Source organism: Burkholderia sp. BC1 (assembly GCF_052683555.1).
The window spans coordinates 24,019-44,946 of sequence record NZ_JBQYLP010000044.1; the positions used below are offsets into that span (position 1 = coordinate 24,019).

Annotated in this window: 21 protein-coding genes; 6 read left to right on the forward strand and 15 right to left on the reverse strand. The window is 66.2% G+C overall.

What is annotated here, in order from left to right:
• Positions 1 to 3: 3 nt before the first annotated feature.
• From ACSHSS_RS20325 to ACSHSS_RS20335, 3 genes are read right to left on the reverse strand one after another with little or no spacing between them, the layout of a single operon-like run.
• The gene (locus ACSHSS_RS20325) at positions 4 to 1,230 is read right to left on the reverse strand and encodes an alkaline phosphatase family protein (RefSeq protein ID WP_445545461.1); all 1,227 of its coding nucleotides are present in this window, start codon (positions 1,228 to 1,230) and stop codon (positions 4 to 6) included.
• 58 nt (positions 1,231 to 1,288) lie between these two features.
• The gene (locus ACSHSS_RS20330; RefSeq protein WP_445545462.1) at positions 1,289 to 2,047 is read right to left on the reverse strand and encodes a Tat pathway signal protein; all 759 of its coding nucleotides are present in this window, start codon (positions 2,045 to 2,047) and stop codon (positions 1,289 to 1,291) included.
• Between the two features lie 33 nt (positions 2,048 to 2,080).
• Complete coding sequence (locus ACSHSS_RS20335; protein WP_006416362.1) at positions 2,081 to 2,902, reverse strand: hypothetical protein; 822 nt, start codon at positions 2,900 to 2,902, stop codon at positions 2,081 to 2,083.
• 427 nt (positions 2,903 to 3,329) lie between these two features.
• On the opposite strand from ACSHSS_RS20335, the gene ACSHSS_RS20340 reads away from it, so the two are divergent.
• Positions 3,330 to 4,055 (forward strand): glutathione S-transferase, encoded by a 726-nt coding sequence (locus tag ACSHSS_RS20340; protein WP_445545463.1) that lies wholly within the window; start codon positions 3,330 to 3,332, stop codon positions 4,053 to 4,055.
• 23 nt (positions 4,056 to 4,078) lie between these two features.
• Here ACSHSS_RS20340 and ACSHSS_RS20345 read toward each other — a convergent pair whose 3' ends face one another.
• The 5 genes from ACSHSS_RS20345 to ACSHSS_RS20365 form a co-directional block, all read right to left on the reverse strand.
• A complete protein-coding gene (locus ACSHSS_RS20345; protein ID WP_445545464.1) occupies positions 4,079 to 5,608 on the reverse strand; it encodes an amino acid permease in 1,530 nt (509 codons plus the stop codon).
• Positions 5,609 to 5,751: 143 nt separating this feature from the next.
• On the reverse strand, positions 5,752 to 6,216 hold the full coding sequence (locus ACSHSS_RS20350) for an Lrp/AsnC family transcriptional regulator (RefSeq protein WP_006404029.1): 465 nt from the start codon (positions 6,214 to 6,216) through the stop codon (positions 5,752 to 5,754).
• Between the two features lie 99 nt (positions 6,217 to 6,315).
• Positions 6,316 to 7,074: a dimethylarginine dimethylaminohydrolase family protein gene (locus tag ACSHSS_RS20355; RefSeq protein ID WP_006416385.1), complete on the reverse strand. Its 759-nt coding sequence runs from the start codon at positions 7,072 to 7,074 to the stop codon at positions 6,316 to 6,318.
• A 277-nt stretch (positions 7,075 to 7,351) separates the two neighbouring features.
• Positions 7,352 to 8,602, reverse strand: a complete 1,251-nt coding sequence (locus ACSHSS_RS20360) for a DUF1479 domain-containing protein (protein WP_445545465.1) — start codon at positions 8,600 to 8,602, stop codon at positions 7,352 to 7,354.
• Positions 8,603 to 8,712: 110 nt separating this feature from the next.
• Positions 8,713 to 9,102, reverse strand: a complete 390-nt coding sequence (locus ACSHSS_RS20365; RefSeq protein WP_445545466.1) for a VOC family protein — start codon at positions 9,100 to 9,102, stop codon at positions 8,713 to 8,715.
• Positions 9,103 to 9,173: 71 nt separating this feature from the next.
• Here ACSHSS_RS20365 and ACSHSS_RS20370 point away from each other — a divergent pair, with 71 nt between their 5' ends.
• Positions 9,174 to 10,142: a helix-turn-helix domain-containing protein gene (locus tag ACSHSS_RS20370; protein ID WP_039219194.1), complete on the forward strand. Its 969-nt coding sequence runs from the start codon at positions 9,174 to 9,176 to the stop codon at positions 10,140 to 10,142.
• Between the two features lie 90 nt (positions 10,143 to 10,232).
• Here ACSHSS_RS20370 and gltA read toward each other — a convergent pair whose 3' ends face one another.
• The 7 genes from gltA to ACSHSS_RS20405 form a co-directional block, all read right to left on the reverse strand.
• A complete protein-coding gene (gltA, locus tag ACSHSS_RS20375) occupies positions 10,233 to 11,534 on the reverse strand; it encodes a citrate synthase (protein ID WP_006399550.1) in 1,302 nt (433 codons plus the stop codon).
• A gap of 53 nt (positions 11,535 to 11,587) precedes the next feature.
• Complete coding sequence (locus tag ACSHSS_RS20380) at positions 11,588 to 11,860, reverse strand: FAD assembly factor SdhE (RefSeq protein ID WP_012467863.1); 273 nt, start codon at positions 11,858 to 11,860, stop codon at positions 11,588 to 11,590.
• Positions 11,861 to 11,945: 85 nt separating this feature from the next.
• Positions 11,946 to 12,647: a succinate dehydrogenase iron-sulfur subunit gene (locus ACSHSS_RS20385; protein ID WP_006399548.1), complete on the reverse strand. Its 702-nt coding sequence runs from the start codon at positions 12,645 to 12,647 to the stop codon at positions 11,946 to 11,948.
• 21 nt (positions 12,648 to 12,668) lie between these two features.
• The gene (gene sdhA, locus ACSHSS_RS20390) at positions 12,669 to 14,444 is read right to left on the reverse strand and encodes a succinate dehydrogenase flavoprotein subunit (RefSeq protein ID WP_006399547.1); all 1,776 of its coding nucleotides are present in this window, start codon (positions 14,442 to 14,444) and stop codon (positions 12,669 to 12,671) included.
• Positions 14,445 to 14,447: 3 nt separating this feature from the next.
• On the reverse strand, positions 14,448 to 14,816 hold the full coding sequence (sdhD, locus tag ACSHSS_RS20395) for a succinate dehydrogenase, hydrophobic membrane anchor protein (RefSeq protein WP_006399546.1): 369 nt from the start codon (positions 14,814 to 14,816) through the stop codon (positions 14,448 to 14,450).
• A 4-nt stretch (positions 14,817 to 14,820) separates the two neighbouring features.
• The gene (gene sdhC / locus ACSHSS_RS20400) at positions 14,821 to 15,237 is read right to left on the reverse strand and encodes a succinate dehydrogenase, cytochrome b556 subunit (protein ID WP_006399545.1); all 417 of its coding nucleotides are present in this window, start codon (positions 15,235 to 15,237) and stop codon (positions 14,821 to 14,823) included.
• Between the two features lie 171 nt (positions 15,238 to 15,408).
• Entirely contained in the window at positions 15,409 to 16,233 is an 825-nt protein-coding gene (locus ACSHSS_RS20405; RefSeq protein ID WP_012217315.1) for a GntR family transcriptional regulator, read from the reverse strand.
• 290 nt (positions 16,234 to 16,523) lie between these two features.
• Here ACSHSS_RS20405 and ACSHSS_RS20410 point away from each other — a divergent pair, with 290 nt between their 5' ends.
• The 4 genes from ACSHSS_RS20410 to ACSHSS_RS20425 all read left to right on the forward strand — a co-directional run bounded on the left by ACSHSS_RS20410 (position 16,524) and on the right by ACSHSS_RS20425 (position 20,905).
• Entirely contained in the window at positions 16,524 to 17,510 is a 987-nt protein-coding gene (locus ACSHSS_RS20410; RefSeq protein ID WP_006404038.1) for a malate dehydrogenase, read from the forward strand.
• A 169-nt stretch (positions 17,511 to 17,679) separates the two neighbouring features.
• Positions 17,680 to 18,687: an HpcH/HpaI aldolase/citrate lyase family protein gene (locus ACSHSS_RS20415; RefSeq protein ID WP_059842834.1), complete on the forward strand. Its 1,008-nt coding sequence runs from the start codon at positions 17,680 to 17,682 to the stop codon at positions 18,685 to 18,687.
• A gap of 236 nt (positions 18,688 to 18,923) precedes the next feature.
• Complete coding sequence (locus ACSHSS_RS20420) at positions 18,924 to 19,427, forward strand: hypothetical protein (RefSeq protein WP_445545467.1); 504 nt, start codon at positions 18,924 to 18,926, stop codon at positions 19,425 to 19,427.
• Between the two features lie 23 nt (positions 19,428 to 19,450).
• On the forward strand, positions 19,451 to 20,905 hold the full coding sequence (locus ACSHSS_RS20425; RefSeq protein ID WP_105783371.1) for a bifunctional 2-methylcitrate dehydratase/aconitate hydratase: 1,455 nt from the start codon (positions 19,451 to 19,453) through the stop codon (positions 20,903 to 20,905).
• The last annotated feature ends 23 nt before the right edge of the window (positions 20,906 to 20,928 follow it).

Here is a 20,928-nt window from a genome sequence, read left to right on the forward strand (position 1 = left end):
CCGTCACAGATTCGTGAACACGTCGCTGCCGAAACCCTGCAGGCCCGGCTGCGCCGCATAGCCGAGGTGATCGAGCCCGAAGATATCCTCGATGCTCTTCAGCATCGCGTAGTGGTTGTACGCGACCGTCGACACGGTGCCGGGCTTGATGAACTTCGAGATCATCACGGCACCCGTCTGGTCGCCGCCGAAGCTCTGCTTCGTCAGGTTGATCGTCGCGCCCTTGTAGCTCAGCGACGAGGTCTGCGGGAACGCCGGCAGATTCGGCCCCGGCTGCTGGCTGCAGCAGGTGGTGCCCGAGAACGTGAGGTCGGTCACGCCGGGCGACGGTTGCGTGACGCTCGCGTAGCTGCTTTCGTCGAAGTTGATGATCAGCAGCCCGTCCTGCTGGAACGCCGGCGACGACGTGATCAGCGGCACCCACTTCTTCAGGAACGCATCCGCGCTCGTCAGACCGCCCGGCTGGCCGTCCACGCACGGCGCGTCGTGCCCGTCGTTGCACAGGTTCGGCGTGATGAGGTTGAAGTTCGCGGTGGTCGAAATCGACTTCAGGTCGTTCGCCAGATTGTTCAGGTTGACGACGCTCCTGGCGCAATCGGGCGAATCGATGATCGAATGAAAATACACGAACGGATTGTGCCGCGTCGCGTACTGGTCGCCGGCCGGCACCGCGGCGCTCGGCGCCTGCGCGGCCTGCGTCAGGTCGACCGTGTTCAGCGTCGGATGGCCGCAGGTCGCCGCTTCGCGCGACGGATCGTTGCCCATGTCCTCCTCGTAGCCCTTCCATGTGAAGCCGGCCGCCGTGAGCTGATCGGGCAGCGTCTTGATGCTCGCCGGATAGACGCAGCCGGTGCCGATCGCCTGACCGTCAGACGTCATGCCGGTCAGCTTCAGGTCGGCGTACGTCATGCAATCGTTCGCCGTATCGGCCGTCGACGATTGGCCGCTGATCATCGCGATGTAATTGTCGAGGCTCACGTGGCCGGTGCCGTAGTACTGCTGGACGAATGCACCCTGCGCGGTCAGCGTCGTCGCGAGATACGGCGCCTTCGTGTTCGCACCGAACGTCGTCGCGTAGTTCTCGTTCTCGAGCGTGATCACGAAGACGTGGCGAATCTGCTGCTGGCCGCTCGCCTGCATCGACGACGATCCGCACGCCGCGACGATCAGTGCGACGAGCGAGCCGAGCGCGGCGACGAGTGCGGCACGCATCCAAAGGTGAAGGGACATGACGGTTCCGGAGATGAAGTGGGTGGAGGAAAGCGATGTGCCGTATCTGCGCGGCATCTCAACCGTTCGGGTATTCGCGATTGATCAGCTCGAGCCGCAGCATGCCGAGCTGCACGCCCGCGTTGCTCAGCAGGTACAGATCGCGGCGCCGCATGGCCGGCACCTGCGCGGCCGTGTCGTAGAGCGACGGCAGCGTCAGCCCGGCCGGCACGGCAGCCTGCATGCCCGCCGCCTTCGACACGCGGACGGCGAGCGACGCCTGATCCAGATGCGTGATCACGCCGACCTTGCCGAGCGCAGCGGCGGAGCCGGCCTGCTTGACGATCGCGGCCGCAACGCCGTCAGGCGTCGGTATCGGGTTGCCGGCGCTCGGAGCCGGCGTCGCGATCGACGTGATGCCGGCCGTCAGACCGTATTTCGACGCGAGCACGCTCGCGACTTCCTGCTGCGCATAGATGGGCACGGCCAGCTTTTGCCGGAGCGCAAACACGGCGTCGGCAATCGCCTCGTTCACGGGGCCCGGCACCGGCGCGGCGCCGGATGCCGCCGCGCGGCTGCCGAAGCTGAACGCGGTGATCGTGTTGACGGCGGTAGCCTCGACGGTCGGCGGCGTCCACGAGAAAAACGTGTCGAACAAGTAACCGGTCTCGTCGGCAGCGACTGTGGAATCGTTCAGCTCCTTCGTCAGCTTGCCGAGCATCTGGCGCTGCAGCTCCGCATCCGAAGCGGGGACATCGCTTGCGAAGACAGGCGCAGCGGCAGCGCACGATGCGGCGAACAACGAAGTGGACGTCAGGAAATGGCGGCGGGTCGTCATGGTCGTGAGATTCGTGTGGGAAAACGCAAGGCGTCAGCCTTTCGGAAACGCCTGCATCGTCGCGGCTGCGGCGCGGCCGAGCAGTTGCGCGTACATGTCGTGCACGAGATAGAGGCTGCGGTTGCGCGTCCACGGCTGGCCCGACTGCGGGTCGTACACGGTCGGCAACGCGACCTCGGCGACCGCAGCCGCCTGCATGCCCGCCTGCTGCGACGTCTGGATGCAGCGCTTCGCGTGATCGCGATGGCCGACCACCGCGACGTTGCCCATCGCGGCCGCGCCGCCCGCGCGCTGCACGGCCGCGGCCGCGACACCGGCCGTGCTCAGGTAGACGATCGAGCCGTCGCTCGCGATCACCGGTTCGATCGACGTCAGCACATCGGTGCCCATCCCGTACTTCGACACGAGAAAGCGCGCGATTTCCCACTGCGCGTAGACCTTGACGGGCTTGAGCTGGCGAATGCGGTAGACGGCGTCCGCCAGCGCTTCGTTGACGGGCCCCGGATCGGGCAGCGCCGACTGGTTGCCGCCCGTGCTCGAGGTGTTGCCGCTTGCGGCATTCGGGCGATTGCCGAAGCTGTACGCGACGATCGCGCCGACCTGCGCCGCCGGGATCGTCGGCAGTGCCCAGGCGAAGCCGGCGTCGGCGAGCGCCGGCAGCATCGCGTCGACCGTTGCGGCATCGCCGAGCTGCGCGTTCAGCTTCGCGGACATCTGTGCAGCCAGCGCGGCATCGGTGACGGGCGCCGATGCGACGTCGTCGCCGCCGCATGCGCTCAGCAGCGGCGCGGCCGCCGCGGCCGGCGCAACCGCCAGGAATTTTCTGCGTGAGGAAGTCAATGGATTCTGCTTCATGAAAAATGCGAAGTCGTGCGAATGACACCGGCCGGATAGATGTCGGCGTCGCGTTCGCGGCCACGGGAAATGACAATCGGGGAGTCGCATGTTCGAGCGACGGAAGACAAGGCGCAGGGCGAACCGGATCGCTGCACCTCTTTCGATCGACGACGCGGCATCGTAGTCGGCGTTTGTTAAATTGCGGTGAAGCGGGCGATCCCACGCGTGCAATCGCTCGATCGTTTCGCCGGTGGACACACGCGCTCCACATATGGCGAGCACGCGCGCATTCGTTTCATCGGCGGCGAGCGCGACGCATCGCACGTCGTCGCGCGTGCAGCAATTTTTTTGCGATTGCCTAGACTGTCTATTCGCACGGCGTGGGCGCACGCGCGCCGCGCCATCACGATTTCGCAACGCCCGCGGCGTCGGGCAGGAGAACGGCATGCGATATGAACTCTATTACTGGCCCGAGATCCAGGGCCGAGGCGAATATGTGCGGCTCGCGCTCGAAGCGGCCGAAGCGGACTACATCGACGTCGCGCGCGAGTCGGGACGCGGCATGGGCGTGTCGGCCATGATGCGGATGATGGACAGCACGAAAGCCGAATGCGTGCCGTTCGCGCCGCCGTTTCTGAAGGCCGGCGACGTCGTGATCGGGCAGACCGCGAACATTCTGCTGTTTCTCGGCACGCGGCTCGGCCTCGCGCCCGACGACGAAGCGGGACGGTTGTGGGTGCATCAGCTGCAGCTGACCATCGCCGACTTCGTCACCGAGATTCACGATACGCACCACCCGATCGGCAGCGGTCTGTACTACGAGGATCAGAAGGCGGAAGCCGCCGAGCGCTCGGCCGATTTCCTCGCGCATCGCCTGCCGAAGTTTCTCGGTTATTTCGAGCGCGTACTCGCGCAGAATCCGCACCAGAGCGGCTACCTCGCCGGCGACGCGCTCAGCTATGCGGATCTGTCGACGTTCCAGCTGATCGAAGGGCTGCGTTATGCGTTCCCGAAGGCGATGAAGCGCGAGGAGAAGAAAATCGCCGGGCTCGTCGCGCTGCATGATCGCGTCGAGCAGCATCCGCCGATTGCGCGCTATCTCGCGTCGGAACGCCGCATTCCGTTCAACGACATGGGAATCTTCCGGCACTACCCGGAACTGGACGCGTAGCGCTGCCGGCGGGCGGCCGAACGTTACGCGCCGTCCGCGCGCGCCTGCGTTGCCGCGCGCTCGTCCACCGCGCGGGTCAGCCACGGGCCGATCTCCATCTCGTCGTAGCGCACGAGCCGGCTCTTGTGCGCGCGGCGATACGCGAACCAGATCGCGACGAACAGCGGAATCCACACATAGATCGATAGCACTTCCATCCAGTCGATGCGCGCCGCGAAGAACGCCTGGTAATCCTGCCCGAGCGAGATCGCGATGCAGACCGCGATCGCGAACAGCGGCCCGAACGGGAACCACTTCGCGCGATACGGCAGTTCGTCGAGCCGGTGCCCCTGCTTCACGAAGCCCTTGCGGAACCGGTAATGACAGACGGCGATGCCGAGCCACGCGATGAAACCGGTAATGCCGACCGTATTGAGCAGCCAGAGATAGATGCTCTGGTTGCTCGCCAGCGACGTCAGGAAACAGAGCCCGCCGACCGCCATCGTCGCGTAGAGCGCATTGCGCGGCACGCCGCCCGGCGACAGCGTCGCGAACATCACGGGCGCGCGGCCCTCGGCAGCGAGGTTGTAGAGCATCCGCGTCGCCGCATAGGTGCCGGAGTTGCCGGCCGACAGCACCGCCGTGAGGATCACGAGGTTCATCGCGCCGGCGGCGAGCGGAAAGCCCGCATGGCTGAACACGAGCGTGAACGGGCTCACGCCGATGTCGGTCACGTCGCTCTTGAGCAGGTTCGGATCGGTGTACGGCACCAGCAGCCCGATCACGAAGATCGCGAGCACATAGAACAGCATGATGCGCCAGAAGATCTGCTTCACCGCGCGCGGGATCGTCTGGCGCGGGTTCGCCGATTCGCCGGCCGTGATGCCGACGAGCTCGGTGCCGAGAAACGAGAATCCCGCGATCAGCGCGACGCTCATCATCGCATGCGAGCCGCCGACGAACGGCGCATCGCCCGTCGTGAAATTGCGCCAGCCCACGGGATGCCCGCTGCCGATCACGCCGGCCGCGATCAGCAGCCCCGCCGCGATGAACGCGACGACGGTAACGACCTTGATCAGCGAGAACCAGTACTCGGATTCGCCGAAACCGCGCACCGACAACGTGTTGAGCAGGAAGATCAGCACGAGAAAGCCGGCGCCCCACCACACGCCCGGCACCGCCGGAAACCAGTAGCGCATCACGATCTGCGCGGCGACGAGCTCGATCGCGATCGTCACCGCCCAGCTATACCAGTAGGTCCAGCCGAGCGCGATGCCGAAACCCTTGTCGACGTATTTCTCGCCGTAGATCGCGAACGATCCCGACACGGGCATCAATGCGGCCATCTCGCCGAGGCCGGTGACGACGAAATACACCATGATCCCGATCGCGACATACGCGGCGATCGCGCCGCCCGGCCCCGCCTGCGCCACCGACGCCCCCGATGCCACGAACAGCCCCGTGCCGATCGAGCCGCCGATCGCGATCATCGCGATGTGGCGGCTTTGCAACCGGCGCTTGAGCCCCGCTGCGGCCGGCGCGGCCGCCTTCGTCGCCGCTTGTATCGCATCCATCGTATTCACCCTGACTGAATTCGGCCCCGATCGATTCGCTTCGGAATGCAGATCGATGATCGTGCCGGTTGGTCGAATCGAACCCGGCGCGCTTCCATCCCGCCGCGCGCTCCATGCACGACGGCGCGGCGCGCACGGTCGCGTCAAACGACGCTGCGCTTGATCGCCTGCAGCTCGGCCGTCGTCACGATCTTCTCGATCCGGAAGCGCGGGCTGTCGAGCCACGCATTCGCGATTCGGCGGTATTCGTCGAGATCCTCGCACGCGATCCGCACGACGAAATCGAACGTGCCGCTGACGAGCCAGCAATCGAGCACGGCCGGATTCGCGCGCATCTCGTCCTCGAACGGCGCCTGCGAGCGCCCGTGATCGGCCAGCACGATCTGCGCGATCACGACGATCGGCTTGGTCGCGCGCGGCGCGTTGATCACCGCGCGGTAACCCGCGATCACGCCGAGCGCCTCGAGCCGTTCCACACGTGCCTGGCACGGACGCGGCGTGAGATTCACGAGTTCCGACAGCTTCCGGTAGGAAATCCGGCCGTCGGTGCGCAGGATGTCGAGGATCCGGAGATCGATCTTGTCGAGCTGCATCTTCTTGTCGGTCATCCGCATTCGCTCCGGTCGGGTCGTGGCTGGTGCGCGGAACGCCTGCTCCGGTCCCGCGCGGGCCACATTATCCGGCCGAAGCGACTGCGCGCCAATCGGCTAGAACCGCAGCGACAGGCACGTGAGGCCGCCGTCCATCTTGCGGAATTCGCTCGTGTCGATCACGTGCAGCGGCAGGCCGAGCGGCGCGATCGCGTCGTGCACGCGCGGATAGCCGGCCGGCGTGATCAGCGTGCCGTTCACGCGCAGCGTGTTGCCCGCATATTCGTCCTCGGCGCGGATCGCGATCCGTCGATACCCGGCGAAGGCCGGATGCGCGGCGAGCGCTTCGGTGACGAGCAGCGTGTCGTCGCCGAGCGCATTGACGACCGACTTCAGATGCAGGCCCGCGGCCACCGGCACCGCGACGACCGAATAACCGTAGCGCGACACCAGCGACTCGAACTCGGCGATGCCTTCCGCGTCGGTGCGGCTCGTCAGGCCGATATAGAAGCGCTTGCCGACGAGCATCACGTCGCCGCCGTCGAGGCGGCCGGCGCGCATCGGCAGCAGATCGCGATGCGCGGCGAGCGCCGCCTCGATGTGCACGGTCTCGCCGCGCCGCGCAGGCGCACCGGGGCGCGTGATCACCGCGAACTCGGGCGTCACGACCGCGACGTCCTCGACGAAATGGGCATCGGGAAACGCGGGCAACGGCGGCAGCTCGGTCACCGCGACGCCGAGCGCGCTCAGCACGTCGCAGTACGCGTCGAACTGCGCGAGCGTCTTGTCGTAGTCGGGCGCGCCGAGCGCGGCCGTGGTGAGACCCGCGCCACAGGTCGGCGCGGGGCGGCGAACGATCGCTTGCGTGAATTGCATCGGCTTCTCCAGGGTCATCGCCGCGCATCGCGTCGCGCGGCACGGCTTGCGTTGTGTCGGACCATTATCGGAAGCCAAATTGCGCAATTCGCGTCGATTTGGCGCGCGCCCGCAGCCGATTGCGTCGAATTGCGCGCGGCGCGCAGCCGATTCGGCGGGTGCCTGTGCATGGGGCCCCGCCCGCCGCCTGGTACGGCGGGCGGAGACGAACAGCCACCGTCCGGGACACGCGGTGCGCATTCGTACGATCGGCCGGGACGAGACGGCGCCGCGCCGACTACGCTCCGAGATCGGCCCCCATCTGCGCGCGGCCGAGCGTGCTGAGATCGGCTTCGCGCGCGCGGCCGTCGAACTCGACCTCGAAATGATCGGCCGGAAAATCGGGCGGGCTCTCGCCGCGCACGAACGCGGGCCACTGACGCCGCAGGTACGCATCGTTCATCGCACAGCCGGGCGCGGCCGCGATGTACATCACGTTGCTGTCGCCGCTGCCGCGATGCGCGTCCTCGACCGCATGCACGACGTCGCCGTGCCAGAACACCGCGTCGCCCGGGTCCATGTGCGGAATCGGCACAAGCGCATCGAGCAGCAGCGCGTGCCACTCGGGCAGGATCGACAGCGCGCGGCCTGGGCGCGCACCGCACAGGTCGTCGTCGGCGACGTCGTCCTGCAGCGCACGCAGCACAACATACGCCATCGCGTTCGCGACCGGAATCAGTTGCAGCGTGCCGTCGCCCGGCCCTTGCGGCGTCAGCGCGGTCCAGCCCTGAAACGTGCGGAACATCGAGCACACGGCCGGCGACGGAATCTCCTCGACATCGGGCCGGAACGCCGCATCGAACGGATCGTAGTCGCGCCAGCGGCCGGCCAGCACGTGACGATAGACCTGCCGGAAATTCGCGCCGAGCCAGCGCTCGACGGAGCCGCCGTCGACGTGCGGCGACAACCCGAGCGACGTCGAGCCGGGCGGCCGGCGCCGGATCCGGTCCGCATACGCGGGCACGCGGTCGGGATCGAAGTGCACGCGTGCGCCGTCCGCATGGCGCCACAGCCGGTTCAGGAAAATGCGTGCCTGCGTGAGCGCCGGCGACTGCCGCGCGGCGATCTGCGGCTTCGACCAGTACACGCCGTAGATCTGCGGCTTGCCCGACGCGAGATTGCCGAAATAGCGGTCTTCGGCGCGCGCGTGCAGCCGCTCGGCAAAGCGGTTCGCGTCGAGATAGGCGCCGATCTCGTCGTTCCAGTCGCGCGCCTGCCGCGGATCGAACACGCCGCGCACGACGACCGCGCCATGCGTGCGAATCGCCGCGATCGCGTGCGGATCGACCGCGCCGTTCGCGATGTCGGTGTACTGCAGCACCGGAATCACGTCGCGACCGTGTGCATGCGCACGTCGAATCGCGTCGACCTGGCGCGCGATGTCGCCTTCGAGTTCGCGAAACGCCGACGCGTACTCGGGCAGCTTCGCGCGCAGCGCGCTTTTTGCCGCGCGGATCGCGGCGGGCAGATCGTCGATCGTCAGGGGCATGGCTGTCTCCTCGCTCAAGCGTGTCGTGATGAGTCGTCAGCGTAAGCCCGGCGCGGCGCGATGTTCACCGCTATCCGGCCAACAATCGATACAATCCTGACAACACTGCGTCACGCCGGCCGATGACAGACCACGCAGAGCTTGTTGCCGTCCGGATCGCGGAAATACGCGCCGTAGTAGTCGCGGTGATAGTGCGGGCGCAGGCCGGGCGGCCCTTCGCAGCTGCCGCCGTGCCGCAGCGCGAGTGCGTGGCAGCGGTCGACGTGCGCGCGCGTCGGCGCGTCGAACGCGATCGTGTAGCCGTTGCCCGGTTCGGGCGCGCGGCCGTCGAGCGGCCGGCCGAAGAAGAACAGCGGACGGGCGGTATCGGCCGGCATCCAGCCGCACCAGCCGTCGGGCTCGCGAAACTTGAGCCGCAGTCCGAGTGCCGCGCACAGCGGCGCATAGAAGTCGTACGCGCGCGCGGTGTCGCTGACGCCTACGCAAACATGTGAAAACATGGCTTCGCTCCGTCGTGACGATCGATCCGATCATGCCACGACGCCGCGACCGCCCTCGCCCGGAGCCCGCGATGAAACCGCAATACGAACACGTGACGTTCGCCCCGGGCTGTTCGATCCGCGTGTATCACCGGCAGCTCGCGCGTATTCCGTTCGAGTGGCACCGCCATCCGGAATACGAGCTGACGCTCACGCTGAACAGCCGCGGCCGGCGCTTCATCGGCGATCACGTCGCGCGCTATGCGGACGAGGATCTCGTCCTCGTGCCGCCGAATCTTCCGCATACCTGGTCGTCGAACGCGCGCATCGACCCGGATGCGCCCGAAGTCGCGCTCGTCGTCTGGTTCGACGGCGACTGGGTACGCCGCCTCGCGGACTGCTGCGCCGAATACGTGCCGCTGCGCTCGCTGCTGCGGCGCGCGGCGCCGGGCCTGCGCTTCGATACGGAGACCGCGCGCGCGATGCGCGCGAGGCTGCCGCGACTGCTCGATCCGTCGCCGCGCGTGCGCCTCGCCGCGGCGCTCGATACGCTGGCCGATCTCGCCGAAGCCGGCGGCGAACCGCTCGCGACCGCGCAGGCCTACGAGCGGCACGACGGCCGCGCGGCCAGCGACGCGGACGCGCCCGAAGCCGAACGCCTCGACCGCGTGCTCGATGCGATCGACCGCCATTTTCACGAACCGCTGCGCATCGGCGCGCTCGCCGCGGTCGCGCATCTGTCCGAACGCACGCTGCAGCGGATGTTCGTCCGCCATCTCGGCGAAAGCGTCGGCCGCTACGTGCAGCGCTTGCGCATCGCGCACGCGTGCCGCCATCTCGTCGCGACCGACTGGCCGATCGCGACGGTCGCCGCGCGCTGCGGGATTCCGAATCCGGCGAACTTCAATCGCCAGTTTCTCGCGGCGCGCGGCATGACGCCCGGCGCGTACCGGCAGTGCTTCGCGCAACGCGGCCGCGCGCCCGACACCGACGCCGACGCACCGCCGCTCGACACGCGCCCGCCGTCGCTCGAGCGGCGCAAACGCACGCCGCGCAAATGAAAACACCCCGGCGGGATGACCCACCGGGGTGCGGCATGCGGCAAACGCCGGACGCGAGCGGCCTGCCGGCCGGCTCGCGTCGTGCACGGCTTAACGTGCGTTCAGCGGCTTCGCTTCGCGCGGCGTGTCGCCGATGAACAGCTGACGCGGACGACCGATCTTCTGCTCCGGATCGGCGATCATTTCGTTCCACTGCGCGATCCAGCCGACCGTACGTGCCATCGCGAAGATGCAGGTGAACATCGACGTCGGGATGCCCAGCGCGCGCTGAACGATGCCCGAGTAGAAGTCGACGTTCGGGTACAGCTTGCGCGACACGAAGTATTCGTCTTCCAGCGCGATCTTTTCGAGCTGCATCGCGAGCTTGAACAGCGGATCGTCGTGCAGGCCGAGTTCGTTCAGCACTTCGTAGCACGTTTCGCGCATCAGCTTCGCGCGCGGATCGTAGTTCTTGTACACGCGGTGGCCGAAGCCCATCAGCTTCACGCCCGAATTCTTGTCCTTCACCTGCTTGATGAACTCGGGAATGTTTTCCGGCGTGCCGATCTGCTCGAGCATGTTCAGCGCGGCTTCGTTCGCACCGCCGTGCGCCGGGCCCCACAGACACGCGATACCGGCTGCGATACACGCGAACGGGTTCGCACCCGACGAGCCCGCGAGACGGACCGTCGAGGTCGATGCGTTCTGCTCGTGATCGGCGTGCAGGATCAGGATGCGGTCGAGCGCGCGGACGAGCACGTCGTTGACTTGATACTCTTCGCACGGATTCGAGAACATCATCCGCATGAAGTTCGCGCTGTACGACAGATCGTTCTTCGGATAGACGAACGGCTGGCCGATGCTGTACTTGTACGCCATCGCGACGAGCGTCGGCAGCTTCGCGATCATGCGGATCGCCGACACTTCACGGTGACGCGGATCGTTGATGTCGAGCGAGTCGTGGTAGAACGCCGACAGCGCGCCGACCGCGGCGACCAGGATCGCCATCGGGTGCGCATCGCGGCGGAAGCCGCGGAAGAAGAAGTGCATCTGCTCGTGCACCATCGTGTGCTTCGTGACGGTGTCGACGAATTCCTTCTTCTGCGCTGCGTTCGGCAGCTCGCCCTTCAGCAGCAGATAGCAGGTCTCGAGGAAGTCGGCGTTCTGCGCGAGGTTGTCGATCGGGTAGCCGCGATACAGCAGCTCGCCCTTGTCGCCGTCGATGTACGTGATCGCCGAATTGCACGACGCCGTCGACATGAAGCCCGGGTCGTACGTGAACTTGCCGGTCTGGCCGTACAGCTTGCGGATGTCGATCACGTCCGGGCCCATCGTGCCCTTGTAGATCGGCAGTTCGACGCTCGGCGAATTGTCGCTGAACGATAGCGTGGCTTTAACATCAGACGGAGTCATGGCACATCCTCAATCGAAATAAAGAAACGGGATTCGATAACGGGCGTAACGCGTTACACGTTGCGCAGCATCTCCAACAGCCGGTGAACGTCGGGGCTGTCAAGGTCGCCTTCTGGTTCCTTGCGCGCAAGGAGCAAGTCCATCAGGTCGTTGTCGCTCAGATCGAGCAGGCGCGACAACGCGCCCACGTCTGCATCGGTGAGGTCATGCTCGTATCGGCTGAAGAAACGCTCGAAGACGATGTCGTTCTCCAGCAGACCCCGCCGGGCGCGCCAGCGAAGGCGCGCGCGGCGGTGCGGGTCGGATTGGTGCGAGTGGTCGCTCATCACAAAGGCACCCGCAGGGCAGCCCCAAGGGCGTCGACGCCCCGTCGGGGGGCGGCGAACGAAGTGAGCTTGGGGGTCATCATCATTAAACCGCGCGGCGGACCATCAGTTCCTTGATCTTGCCGATCGCCTTCGTCGGGTTCAGGCCCTTCGGGCAGACGTCGACGCAGTTCATGATCGTATGGCAACGGAACAGACGGTACGGGTCTTCCAGGTTGTCCAGGCGCTCGCCGGTGGCCGTGTCGCGGCTGTCCGCGATGAAGCGGTACGCCTGCAGCAGGCCGGCCGGGCCGACGAACTTGTCCGGGTTCCACCAGAAGCTCGGGCACGACGTCGAGCAGCTTGCGCACAGAATGCACTCGTACACGCCGTCGAGTTCGTCGCGCTCTTCCGGCGACTGCAGACGTTCCTTCTCCGGCGGCGGCGCGTCGTTGATCAGGTACGGCTTGATCGAGTGGTACTGGTTGAAGAAGTGCGTCATGTCGACGATCAGGTCGCGCACGACGGGCAGGCCCGGCAGCGGACGCAGCACGATCTTCTGCGGCAGGTCGTTCAGGTTCGTCAGGCACGCGAGCCCGTTCTTGCCGTTGATGTTCATCGCGTCCGAACCGCACACGCCTTCGCGGCACGAACGGCGGAACGACAGCGTCTCGTCGAGCGCCTTCAGCTTGACCAGCGCGTCCAGCAACATGCGCTCGTGCTTGATCTCGAGCTCGTACGTCTGCATGCGCGGCGCCGCGTCCTTGTCCGGATCGTAGCGGTAGACTTCAAAAATGCGTTTTGCCATTTCAGATTCCTTTGATTCGGCTTAGAACGTACGCGCCTTCGGCGGCACGGACTCGACCGTCAGCGGCTGCATTTGAACCGGCTTGTAGTCGAGGCGGTCACCTTCGCTGTACCACAGCGTGTGACGCAGCCAGTTCTCGTCGTCGCGGTGCTCGTAGTCGCTGTGCGCGTGCGCGCCGCGGCTTTCCTTGCGCGCCTCGGCCGAGACCATCGTCGCGCGGGCGACTTCGATCAGGTTCTCCAGCTCGAGCGCTTCGACGCGCGCGGTGTTGAACACCTTCGACTTGTCCTTCAGATGGATGTGCTCGACGCGCTGCTTGAGGCCGTCCATCAGTTCGACGCCTTCCTTCAGCAGCGCCGAGGTGCGGAACACGCCTGCATGCTTCTGCATCGTCGCACGGATGTCGTTCGCGACGTCCTGCGTGTACTCGCCCGAGCTCGACTTGTCGAGCTTGTTCAGGCGCGCCAGCGAGAATTCGCCCGCATCGGCCGGCAGCGGCTTGTGTTCCTTCTGCTTCTTCACCTGCTCGACGATGTGGTTGCCGGCCGCGCGGCCGAACACCACGAGGTCCAGCAGCGAGTTCGTGCCGAGGCGGTTCGCGCCGTGCACCGACACGCACGAGCATTCGCCCACTGCGTAGAAGCCATTGATCGGCTCCTTGTGATCGCGCGACGTGCCGACGACCTGACCGTGGATGTTGGTCGGGATGCCGCCCATCTGATAGTGGATCGTCGGGACGACCGGGATCGGCTCCTTGATGCAGTCGACGTTCGCGAACTTCAGCGCGATCTCGCGGATCGACGGCAGACGCTTCATGATCGTCTCGGCGCCGATGTGCGACAGGTCGAGCAGCACGTGGTCCTTGTTCGGACCGACGCCGCGGCCTTCCTTGATTTCCTGGTCCATCGAACGCGACACGAAATCGCGCGGCGCCAGATCCTTCAGCGTCGGCGCGTAGCGCTCCATGAAGCGCTCGCCGTTCGCGTTGCGCAGAATGCCGCCTTCGCCGCGCACGCCTTCGGTGATCAGCACGCCCGCGCCGGCCACGCCGGTCGGGTGGAACTGCCAGAACTCCATGTCCTGCAGCGCCACGCCTGCGCGCGCCGCCATGCCGAGGCCGTCGCCGGTGTTGATGAACGCGTTGGTCGACGCCGCGAAGATCCGGCCTGCGCCGCCCGTCGCGAACAGCGTCGTCTTGCCTTCCATGATGTAGACGTCGCCCGTTTCCATTTCGAGCGCCGTCACGCCGAGCACGTCGCCGTCCGCGTCGCGGATCAGGTCGAGCGCCATCCATTCGACGAAGAACTGCGTCTTCGCTTCGACGTTTTGCTGGTACAGCGTGTGCAGCAGCGCGTGACCGGTACGGTCGGCGGCCGCGCAGGCGCGCTGGACCGGCTTTTCGCCGTAGTTCGCGGTGTGGCCGCCGAACGGACGCTGATAGATCGTGCCGTCGGCGTTGCGGTCGAACGGCATGCCGAAGTGCTCGAGCTCGTACACGACGTTCGGCGCTTCACGGCACATGAATTCGATCGCGTCCTGGTCGCCGAGCCAGTCGGAGCCCTTGATCGTGTCGTAGAAGTGGAAGTGCCAGTTGTCTTCGCTCATGTTGCCGAGCGACGCGCCGATACCGCCTTGCGCGGCCACCGTGTGCGAACGGGTCGGGAACACCTTCGACAGCACGCCGACCGACAGGCCCGCGCGCGACAGTTGCAGCGCCGCGCGCAAGCCGGAGCCGCCCGCGCCGACGATCACGACGTCGAACTTGCGACGCGGGAGGGAAGTTTTGATTGCAGCCATTCTTTACACTCTCCAGAGAATCTGCGCGGCGTAGCCCGCACATGCGAGCAGCCAGACGATGGTCAGCGATTGCAGCAGCAGGCGCACACCGACGGGCTTCACGTAGTCCATCCAGATGTCGCGCACGCCGACCCATGCGTGATAGAAGAGGGAAAGCAGCGTCACGAAGGTCGCGAGCTTCATCCATTGTGCGGAGAAGATCGACGCCCAGCCTTCGTAGGAGAAGTCGTGCGCGCCGAAGAACAGGACGAGCAGAATGACCGTGTAGACCGCCATGATCGTGGCGGTGACGCGCTGCGCGAGCCAGTCGCGCAGGCCGTAGTGCGCGCCGACGACGAGGCGCTTCGAGCCGATTCGGTTGTTGGCTGCCATTTTCTTAGAATGCTCCGAACAGTTTGAGTGCCATGGCGATCGTCAGCGCGATCGAGACGACGAAGACGACGACTGCCGTCCGCTTGCCGCCTTCCTTCGAGACGGCGTCGTGGTTGACGTCCATCAGCAGGTGGCGAATGCCGGCGCAGAAATGGTGGAAGAACGCCCAGGACAACACGAGGACGATCAGCTTGACGACGATGTTGGAGAGGAAGGCCTTGAAGACTTCGAAGCTGAGCTCGGACGTGAGGCTCTGATCGAAGAGGAACAGCAGGAACGGAAGGAACAGGAACAGCAGCGCGCCGCTGACTCGATGGAGGATCGACAACTTCGCCGCCAGCGGCAGGCGATAATTCATCGTGATGTCGCCGAATCCGATGTTCCGGTATTCCGGCCTCGGTTTTCTTACTGCGTCAGTCATGCTAGACCCCTACTTATGTTGTCACACTAATCCGCAATTTTAGCGCCTTTTTATATCGCGCTGCAGCGAAAGTCTGCTCTGGATCGTTACGCGAACGAGAACAAAGGCGGCCCGAAACGTGCTTCGCGAACGTGTCGAACGCGAATGCACGGCGCTTGCGCCGATACGTCGTCAGCTCAAGTCGTTCTGATAGTAGTACCCGGTCGTGACATACCAGCCGCGCCGCACTTCGACGGGCCGATCGCCATAGGTATAGGACACACGCTCGACCGACAGCAGCGGAAAGCCCGCGGGCACGTGCAGCAGGTCGGCCACCGTCGGCTCCGCCGCCACCGCGCGGATCTTCTCCGACGCCCGGATCATGCGCGTGCCGAACTCCGTTTCGAACATCGCGTAGAGCGGCCCCTTGTACTCGCTGAGCCGCTCGAACGTGAGGCCGCGAAACATCGCGCCCGGCAGCCAGATCTCGTCGAGCACCGTCGCCTCGCCCTCGAACTCGAGCAGGCGCCGCACCTGCACGACCGGATCGGCCGGCTTCAGCTCGAGCTGGCGCGCGATCTCGGCCGGTGCGCGCAGGCGCCGGCATTCGAGCAGCCGGCTCACGTGCGCGTGCTCGGCGCCGTCGTCCGCGAGCAGCCGCAGGAAACGGAATTGCGCGCGCTCCTCATTGTGCGTCGCAACAAACGTACCCTTGCCCTGCCGCCTGACCACGAGGTTTTCGGCGGCCAGCTCGTCGATCGCCTTGCGCACGGTGCCCTGGCTGACCTTGTAGCGCGCCGCGAGCTCGACTTCGCTCGGAATGATCTCGCCCGGCTTCCATTCGCCGCTTTCGAGGCTCTGCGTGATCAATGCCTTGATCTGCTGGTATAACGGGCTGAACGTCGGCGACTGCGCGGCCGCGGATGCAGGCGCGGAATCGCTCGCGCCCGGCTGCCCTGGGCTGCCTGCGCCGGTCGGATTCGCGGTATTCGCCTGGTTCGATGTCATGGCGCGCATTTCATCACAAACCGCAGTTTTCCGTCCACTCAAATTGCGCAAAACATCTGTCTTATATAAGACATATGATACCGTTTGACTTTGCGCCTGTCGGCTCCTACACTCCGGGGCGAGCAAGGGTTCGCGGGTGCTGACAGCGCGTCCCCGGCTACGTGCCACGGCCGTCTCCAGGTTCACCGCGCCTGCCTCGCGAGTCCTCCGCCCTGCTTTCAAAGCAACGCTTCGTGTAACGCGCATAGAATGGCGTTTTACCTAGCGTCCATCGCTTCATCCCGTCCTGGAGATTTTCAATGGCTAAGCCCGCAAAGCGCGTTGCCGTCACCGGCGCCGCAGGTCAAATCGCTTACTCGCTGCTGTTCCGCATCGCGAACGGCGACCTGCTCGGCAAGGACCAGCCGGTCATCCTGCAACTGCTCGACCTCCCGCAAGCCCAAGCCGCCGTCAAAGGCGTCGTGATGGAACTCGACGATTGCGCGTTCCCGCTGCTCGCGGGCGTCGTGATCACCGACGATCCGAAGGTTGCGTTCAAGGACGCCGACGTCGCGCTGCTGGTCGGTGCACGTCCGCGTTCGAAGGGCATGGAGCGCAAGGATCTGCTGTCGGCGAACGCGGAGATCTTCACGGTCCAGGGCGCGGCGCTGAACGAAGTCGCGAGCCGCGACGTGAAGGTGCTGGTCGTCGGCAACCCGGCGAACACGAACGCCTACATCGCGATGAAGTCGGCGCCGGATCTGCCGAAGAAGAACTTCACCGCGATGCTGCGTCTGGACCACAACCGCGCGCTGTCGCAGCTCGCGGCGAAGTCGGGCAAGCCGGTCGCGTCGATCGAGAAGCTCGCCGTGTGGGGCAACCACTCGCCGACGATGTACCCCGACTTCCGCTTCGCGACGGCCGAAGGCGAATCGCTGCTGAAGCTGATCAACGACGACGAATGGAACCGCAACACGTTCATCCCGACGGTCGGCAAGCGCGGCGCGGCGATCATCGAAGCGCGCGGCCTGTCGTCGGCGGCGTCGGCGGCCAACGCGGCGATCGACCACGTGCGTGACTGGGTGCTCGGCACGAACGGCAAGTGGGTCACGATGGGCATTCCGTCGGACGGCTCGTACGGCATTCCCGAAGACATCATCTACGGCGTGCCGGTCACCTGCGAAAACGGCGAATACAAGCGTGTCGAAGGCCTCGAGATCGACGCGTTCTCGCGCGAGAAGATGGACGCGACGCTCGCCGAGCTGCTCGAAGAGCGCGACGGCGTCGCTCACCTGCTGAAGAACTAAGCAGGCGGCATCGAGCGCCTGTCGGGCCGCGTGCGCGCGGCCCGGCACGGCCGGCCGGCACGCCGCCGCGCCGGCCATCCGATCCGGACGCGTTTTGCCGTCGCGCGTCAGCGCAGAACGCGTCCGAATCCGATATTCTCCACGTTGCCCGCTTCCTGACGTAGAAGAGATGCCCGCGCTTACTCCTGCACAAGTGTTGTACGACGGTGCGTCGCCGCCCGCGATCCTGCCATGCTGCGATCATTACGCGGGCAGCGAGAAACTGATGCGCAAGTCGCTTGCGCTGCAGGCCGAGCTGGGCCCGGTGTTCGACATCACGCTCGACTGCGAGGACGGCGCGGCCGTCGGCCACGAAGCCGCGCACGCGGAACTCGTCGCCGAGCTGCTCGGCAGCGCCGAGAACCGCTTCGGGCGCGTCGGCGCCCGCATCCACGACTTCTCCCATCCGCATTGGCGCGACGACGTGCGCATCATCCTGCGCGCGGCGCGTGCGCCCGCCTACCTGACGCTGCCGAAGATCGCGAACGCCGCCGATGCGGCCGAAATGTGCGCGTTCATCGAAGGCACGCGTCGCGAGCTCGGCATCGCGCAGCCGATTCCGGTCGACGTGCTGGTCGAGACGCACGGCGCGCTCGTGCAGGCCGCGACGCTCGCCGCGCTGCCGATGGTCGGCACGCTGAGCTTCGGGCTGATGGATTTCGTATCCGCGCACCACGGCGCGATTCCCGATACCGCGATGCGCTCGCCCGGCCAGTTCGAGCATCCGCTCGTGCGCCGCGCGAAGCTCGAGATCGCGGCCGCATGCCATGCGCACGGCAAGACGCCGTCCCACAACGTGACCACCGAAGTGCGCGACATGAGCGTCGTCGCCGGCGATGCGCGCCGCGCGCGCGACGAATTCGCGTTCACGCGGATGTGGAGCATCCATCCCGCGCAGATCCGGCCGATCGTCGACGCGTTCGCGCCGCGCACCGACGAGATCGCGCTCGCCGCCGAGATCCTGCTGGCCGCGCAGGCGGCCGACTGGGGGCCGACGCGCCACGGCGACACGCTGCACGACCGCGCGAGCTACCGCTATTACTGGTCGGTGCTGCGTCGCGCGCGTGCGACGGGCCAGCCGGTGCCGCCCGAAGCCGCGCCGCTGTTCGGTTCGTCGGCCGCCGGAGACGCCACGTGAGCGGCCGCTCGCGGGCCCGCGCGTCCCGCGGATTTCCGCGCGTCGACGGCGCACGATCGGCCCGCCGGTTTGCGAAACGACAAAAAACGTAACGGAGCCCGAAAACCTGAAATATGCGCGGCCAAATAGGTGAAAATAGCGGCCGCTGCGCGCTTTCGGGGCGCGTGCAGTTTCAAACCGGCCGGCAGCTCGACCTGCCGGCCTTTGTCAACTGATTATCGAAAGGTTCTGACTCCATGAAGAAACTCCTGATCGCCACCGTCATCGGCGCGCTGTCCGCCACGATGCTGGTCTCGGCGCCGAGCGCGTTCGCACAGGGCACGACCGCGAAGAAGACGGCCAAGCGCCCCGCGCCGGCCAAGCGCATCATCCCGCGCAGCAAGAAGGCGCAGGCACGCGCAGCCGCCAAGGTCGATCCGGTGCCGGACGGCGCAGTCAAGTGGTCGTGCAAGGACGGGCTGTCGTTCGACCTCGCCGGCGACATGAAACGCGACCAGGTCGTCACGGTCCACTGGGCGAAGAAGAACTACAAGCTGCCGCGCGAAGCGACGACGACCGGCGCGGACACGTTCTACGATCCGGCAGCGGGCTTCAAGCTCGTCGTGATCCCGAGCAAGGCGATGCTGTTTACCGACGCGAACGGCGGCGAGCGTCTCGCCGACGAATGCGTGACGCCGGAAATGGCGCAAGGCGGCGCCGCACCGACGCAGGCAAACGAGCTCAAGCCGGCCGTCGACTAAGGACGCTCCGCACAGGCGCCTCGATGTCCGCTCCGGTCTCCAACGTCCGCCCCGCTCCGGATACGGTACTCGTCGACATCGTCGACTACGTGCTGAATGCCGGTGCAATCGACAGCGCACTCGCGCTGGAGACGGCGCGGCATTGCCTGATCGACACGCTGGGCTGCGGACTCGAGGCGCTGTCCTACCCTGCCTGCACCAAGCTGCTCGGGCCCGTCGTGCCCGGCACGATCGTGCCGAACGGCGCGAAGGTGCCCGGCACCTCGTTCCAGCTGGACCCGGTCAAGGCCGCGTTCGACATCGGCGCGACGATCCGCTGGCTGGACTTCAACGACACCTGGCTCGCCGCCGAATGGGGCCATCCGTCCGACAACCTCGGCGGCATCCTGGCGACGGCCGACTGGCTGTCCCGCACCGCCGTCGCGGCCGGCAAGGCGCCGCTCGCGATGCGCGACGTGCTGATCGCGATGATTCAGGCCCACGAGATCCAGGGCTGTCTCGCACTCGAAAATTCGTTCAACGCGGTCGGGCTCGACCACGTGCTGCTCGTGAAGGTCGCCTCGACGGCCGTCGTCGGGCGGCTGCTCGGGCTCACGCGCGACGAGCTGATCAATGCGGTATCGAACGCGTTCGTCGACGGACATCCGCTGCGCACCTACCGCCACGCGCCGAACACCGGTTCGCGCAAGTCGTGGGCGGCCGGCGACGCGACCTCGCGCGCGGTGCGCCTCGCGCTGATCGCGAAGACGGGCGAAATGGGCTATCCGTCCGCGCTGAGCGCGCGCACGTGGGGCTTCTACGACGTGCTGTTCGGCGGCAAGCCGTTCCGCTTTCAGCGTCCGTACGGCACCTACGTGATGGAAAACGTGTTGTTCAAGATCGCGTTTCCCGCCGAATTCCATGCGCAGACGGCCGTCGAGGCTGCGCTGCAACTGCACGATGCGCTGGCCGCGGCCGGCCGCTCGACCGACGAGATCGCGCGGATCACGATCCGCACGCACGCCGCCGCGATCCGCATCATCGACAAGCAGGGGCCGCTCGCGAATCCCGCCGACCGCGACCACTGCATTCAATACATGGTTGCCGTGCCGCTGCTGTTCGGCCGGCTGACCGCTGCCGACTACGAAGACGCGGTCGCGGCCGACCCGCGCATCGACGCGCTGCGTGCGAAGACGATCTGCGTCGAAGATCCGCAGTTCACGAAGGACTACCACGATCCGAACAAGCGGTCGATCGCGAATGCGCTGACGATCGAGTTCGCGAACGGATCGACGCTTGCCGAAGTCGCGGTCGAATATCCGATCGGCCACCGGCGGCGCCGCGCCGACGGCATCCCGCTGCTGGTCGACAAGTTCCGCACGAACCTTGCGCGCCGCTTTCCGGCAAAGCAGCAACAAGCGATTCTCGACGTGTCGCTGGACCAGGCAAAGCTCGAAGCGATGCCGGTCAATGAATACGTCGATCTGTATATGATCTAGCCGTCAGGTACAGAACAAACAGG